Annotated in this window: 5 protein-coding genes and 2 pseudogenes; 5 read left to right on the forward strand and 2 right to left on the reverse strand. The window is 38.4% G+C overall.

What is annotated here, in order from left to right; genetic code table 11:
• Positions 1–161 precede the first annotated feature (161 nt).
• A pseudogene (locus JMY09_RS14890) lies at positions 162–212 on the forward strand (IS3 family transposase); the annotation flags it as partial.
• 80 nt (positions 213–292) lie between these two features.
• On the opposite strand, the gene mscL reads toward JMY09_RS14890, so the two are convergent.
• Together mscL and JMY09_RS14150 are read right to left on the reverse strand one after the other, a co-directional pair.
• Positions 293–739 carry a large conductance mechanosensitive channel protein MscL gene (mscL, locus tag JMY09_RS14145; RefSeq protein WP_201624573.1) on the reverse strand — a complete coding sequence of 149 codons (447 nt, stop codon included), beginning with the start codon at positions 737–739 and terminating at the stop codon, positions 293–295.
• Between the two features lie 696 nt (positions 740–1,435).
• Positions 1,436–2,053 (reverse strand): trimeric intracellular cation channel family protein, encoded by a 618-nt coding sequence (locus JMY09_RS14150; protein ID WP_201542825.1) that lies wholly within the window; start codon positions 2,051–2,053, stop codon positions 1,436–1,438.
• A gap of 282 nt (positions 2,054–2,335) precedes the next feature.
• On the opposite strand from JMY09_RS14150, the pseudogene JMY09_RS14155 reads away from it, so the two are divergent.
• The 4 genes and pseudogenes from JMY09_RS14155 to JMY09_RS14165 all read left to right on the forward strand — a co-directional run.
• Positions 2,336–2,587 (forward strand): annotated as a pseudogene (locus JMY09_RS14155) (transposase); the annotation flags it as partial.
• A 70-nt stretch (positions 2,588–2,657) separates the two neighbouring features.
• On the forward strand, positions 2,658–3,434 hold the full coding sequence (locus tag JMY09_RS14160) for a lysozyme inhibitor LprI family protein (protein ID WP_201624575.1): 777 nt from the start codon (positions 2,658–2,660) through the stop codon (positions 3,432–3,434).
• Between the two features lie 72 nt (positions 3,435–3,506).
• Positions 3,507–3,788 carry an REP-associated tyrosine transposase gene (locus JMY09_RS14780; RefSeq protein WP_320157837.1) on the forward strand — a complete coding sequence of 94 codons (282 nt, stop codon included), beginning with the start codon at positions 3,507–3,509 and terminating at the stop codon, positions 3,786–3,788.
• A 197-nt stretch (positions 3,789–3,985) separates the two neighbouring features.
• Positions 3,986–4,414 (forward strand): PaaI family thioesterase, encoded by a 429-nt coding sequence (locus JMY09_RS14165; protein WP_201624577.1) that lies wholly within the window; start codon positions 3,986–3,988, stop codon positions 4,412–4,414.
• Positions 4,415–4,610: the final 196 nt, after the last annotated feature.

Here is a 4,610-nt window from a genome sequence, read left to right on the forward strand (position 1 = left end):
ATATAGCACTCACTTTATTGAACAAATATAGGGTATTATTAATGCTTGAAAGCAGTGTTTTGGATATCAAAAAAAGTAGGTTCTATGAAAAAAGTTATTCTAAGTATGGCGTTATCTCTCTTTGGCTTATCTGCTCAGGCAGCAGTTATTGTCACTGATAGAAACTAAAAGGACTGAGTCCTGTGCAGTACAGGACTCAGTCCTTGGGGTAAACTAAACCGTCCAATATTTGGGGGTCAGTTCAGATGGGCTCCTTTTTTCATTCTATTAGAGCATCTCAGGTTAGACTCTCTTATTTAGTAACATTCGTATTGCTAAGCTTAGCGCTAATCTCACGAAGTAACTGCACTTCTTCTGAAGGTTTTTCTGGCACTTCTTCCTTTACTTCATCCGCACGACGTAATCTATTGACCATCTTCACCATCATGAAAATGATGAATGCTAAAATCAGGAAGTTAATAAGTACCGTAATAAAGCTACCATAAGCTAATACAGGAACGCCTGCTTCTTTCAAGGCGTCATAAGTCATAGCAATACCTTCAGGCACATCGCCTAATATCACAAACATATTCTTGAAGTTGATTTCACCGCCAGCAATAAGGGCGACGATTGGCATCATGATGTCTTCGACTAACGATGTTGTGATGGTTCCAAATGCACCACCAATAATGACACCGACAGCTAAGTCCATTACATTACCTTTTAAAGCAAACTCTTTAAACTCAGATACCATACTCATAATTTCTCTCCTAAAAATTTTTGTCTGTAAGTAGATCGGCGTGTAAATATACGATTGAAAACTGGATACATTGATAATGATCGAACAGCACAGTATTTTAATAAATTCTGTTTGGTTATATATAAAACACAACACAAAAAAAGCTAGATAGAACGAGATATTTTCTACTCATCCTATCTAGCTAGATATAACACTTAATGCTAATACAGAAGATAATAATTAGGGTGTATTGAACATTCACAATTTGAACCAAAGATAAACGCGAGCCACTGTATTCTCATAGCTCTAATTTAAATTATCAAATCTTGTAGCAACAACTGTTTTGTAGTTTTTATTTTAGCAGAATTCTATGCAATTATGGTCGTTTCTTCTCTCTAGACCCTATTTAACTAGCGTAATACAGATATAACTGTCTCAGAAGGTCTAACAAGACTATAAGTCTTATAAGGTTTACGAAGCAGCAGCAGAACAAAAAATGAAGAAGATTAAAGATGAGTTTGGAAGATAGGTATACCATACTTACTAAGCCTTAATGAAGCTTGTAAATATGCTAAAAATTAGCTAGATCAGCATCTTTTTGGCGTTAACCACTCAAAAAAAGAGTCAGTATGATGGTAGAAAAATAGAGAGCCTTGAAGGCTCTCTGAAATAACACAGCTCGCTCGTAGACATCATTACAACGGTAGGATCACTATTTTATTTCGCATTCTCTAACAAACGAAATACGGGTAATCGCCACTTTGCTCTAACTGCTACCATACGGATTAAGTAACCAGTAACTAAACTAATAATGACGCTGACATTACCACTAATAGCAAAATGCTGAAGTATCAAATATAAACAAGCAATGACTAAAGAAACTGAAGCGTATAACTCATGATGTAAAACCAATGGGGTTTGGCGACATATTAAATCACGCAGCAATCCGCCAAAGACGCCTGTTGCAATGGCCGCAACTATACAAACACCGTAATGGAGTCCCATGTTAAGCCCTACTTGACAACCAATGATACTAAAGGCCGCCAGCCCTAAAGCATCCAAACGTATGAAAATGCCATTAAATTTAACAACCCATTTAGCCAACCAAGTCGTTATAAGGCCGGCCACACAGACAATTAATAAATATTTAGGATGTTCTACCCAAGTTAAAGGGTAGTTACCAAGTAGGATATCTCTTACACTACCACCACCTATCGCTGTTACACTCGCGATAAGCATAACCCCAAACCAATCCATATTCTGTCGTCCCGCGCTTAGTGCCCCCGTCATTGCCTCTGCTGTAATACCAATAATGTAAACTATACTCAAAAGCATGGAATACTCACCTTAAATCTATCTGATAGTGTAAATAAAGGGGGATTGTAGAGATAAAGCTGGTGTATTACGAATGATAATTTGAATCGTTTTGAAAACATCGAGTATCAATCTATTCTAGTAACAGGAAAACAAAAAAATGCAACGTTATTGTCATTATTTGGTTTCAGTATCAGAGTCGGGCAGGAATGTACGAATAATAAAGCGAGAGGCCTTCCTAAATTTTGTGTAAGTAGTAATGCAAGCTAAATGTCAGTTACACAGAACCTAGGACACCCTCGCAAAGACACGCTAATACCAAGCCTTAAAACTAAATGCGTGATTGTCATGGATAACGCTAGCTTTCACAAACGCGTTCAGAGACTGCTCAATAGACATGGTCATCGCTTGTTATTTCTACCGCCGTACAGTCCCGATTTAAACCCTATTGAGAAAAAATGGGCACAGGCTAAATTTCTACGCCAAGGATGGATGGAGAATAATCTACCTAAACTATTTCATAATATGGGTTGTACTAATTTTATTGTGGATTGACTATAGCAAATAAAATACTCCCCTATAATTTTTATGTTTCAAAACACGTATTTTAAACAGAGAGAGCCGCATGAAACTATTCAACTTTACCACCCTAACCGCTATCGGTCTTCTAAGTTCTAGTCTACTCGCCATGCCAGCTTTTTCGGCCAGCTTTGATTGCGGTAAAGCCAGTACCTGGATCGAAAAAACGGTCTGTAGTAACTCTGAGCTATCACAACTTGATGAGAATATGGCAAAAAAATATAAAGCCGAGTTAGCGAGTGCTGATAATGAGGACTATAGCCAAAATCATAGAGTTATCACTAAAAATGCTCAGCGGCAATGGTTGAAGTTTCAGCGAAACACTTGCCAAAGCGAAGCCTGCCTCATTAGAGAATATCAAGAATATCTAGGTAAAAAGAGTCTCAATGGCGTAACTTGGGGCGATGCAGAAAGCTTAAGCGCTTCTGAGCTACCCAATAAAACAGCCTTTGGTAAATTTGCCACTACGGTAAATATCTCCATGTATAACCCGGATACTCAGCGCTGGGAAGATACGGGTAAGGTAACCAATGCAGTTTCTATTCATAAAGTTTCTGACAAACCTTATCTTGCCATCATTGATGGAGATTTAATTTTCACCAATGCTCATTCGTGCAGTCTCGATAATGAAAAAGCCATGTGGTCAGAGAACCATTGGGTATTAAACGATTATCAAGCGGGTAAGACCGTTGAGCTGCGTTTATATCCGGCCATCTATCAAGGCAAAGCTCAGCTGTTATTCAAAGATATCAATAACGACTACCGAGAGTCGCGCTGCGGTATGCGTGGTTATTTTGATGGGATTGTTATGGATAATAAATGAGGGAGAAGTGTTTTGTAGGGTGGGTTAGCGGTAGCGTAACCCACCATTATTGATAATAAAAACAAAAAAACTATGCCAAATTATATTAGAAACAGAAACTCTGGAGCCACCTACTTTTTTACTATTAATTTGCATGACCGTCAGAGCAATTTGCTCATCACACAGGTCAATGAGTTGCGACAGGCTTATCAAAAGGTGCAGCAAAAAATGCCCTTTACCACTGACGCCATCGTCATCTTACCCGATCATATCCATGCGTTATGGACACTACCTGATAATGATACGGACTATCTCTATATTTTAGCCAGATGTCTTAATGTAACTGTTAGGTCAATAAATGTAAATATAAATTAATACATTCCCGATATTATCGAAAAAAGGTTGTCTTCAATTAGACAAACGATATTTTTTAGGTATACCTCTCATCAAACCGTCAAGCACTTTAAAACTAGTGCTCTGACCTAAAACGGCTCTATAACTTTTTATCGTAGTAAGGTGGAAAGTTAGGATAGAATAGAGGTGCCAATAACTGTTAGATTAAAGGAAGCCCTATGTCAGCAACCAAGGAAGAGATAGCTGAATTCATGAAGTCTGAGTTCCCTCAAGCAAAGTACAAGATTGAGGCAGTAAATAGCAGTGGGTCAATTTTATCCCATGATATTGGTTTAGATGATTTGAGACCTGGAGGTACTGTATCGGGACCTGTAATGATGGGAATTGCTGATGTGGCTCTTTATGTGGCTATCTTAGGTAGAATTGGCATAGTACCATTAGCAGTAACCACGAGTCTAACTATCAACTTTTTACGTAAACCAACTGCAAAATCACGCATTATTGCTGAGTGCAAACTGCTAAAAGTTGGAAGAAGTCTAGTCGTAGGTGAGGTTTCTTTATACTCAGATGGATCTGACGAATTAGTTGCCCATGTTGTGGGAACCTACTCAGTACCACCAACCAAGAACAAGTCTGAAAATCTGTAAAAGATATCAACTTAAGGCCCTTTGCTCAAACCCTAGTGAAATAGATCAAGCGTCTTTACTGGTTTAGTTCCCTAGTGAGGACTTGAATGGAGTCGTGGATTAGAGAGGTTTAACACGGGGTGTTGAGTTTGGTAAATGCGTAGTACTCGTAGATGACGCTCTTGATAATCGGCGTATCAAGAGGCATTAAACGTAA

This window comes from Psychrobacter urativorans (assembly GCF_904846695.1).
Taxonomy (GTDB): domain Bacteria; phylum Pseudomonadota; class Gammaproteobacteria; order Pseudomonadales; family Moraxellaceae; genus Psychrobacter; species Psychrobacter urativorans.

What these genes read in the sequence shown, in the direction of transcription:
- JMY09_RS14160 (WP_201624575.1), top strand. Translation starts at nt 2,658, where the DNA reads ATGAAACTATTCAACTTTACCACCCTAACCGCTATCGGTCTTCTAAGT.
- mscL (WP_201624573.1), bottom strand. Translation starts at nt 739, where the DNA reads ATGAGTATGGTATCTGAGTTTAAAGAGTTTGCTTTAAAAGGTAATGTA.
- JMY09_RS14150 (WP_201542825.1), bottom strand. Translation starts at nt 2,053, where the DNA reads ATGCTTTTGAGTATAGTTTACATTATTGGTATTACAGCAGAGGCAATG.
- JMY09_RS14165 (WP_201624577.1), top strand. Translation starts at nt 3,986, where the DNA reads ATGTCAGCAACCAAGGAAGAGATAGCTGAATTCATGAAGTCTGAGTTC.
- JMY09_RS14780 (WP_320157837.1), top strand. Translation starts at nt 3,507, where the DNA reads ATGCCAAATTATATTAGAAACAGAAACTCTGGAGCCACCTACTTTTTT.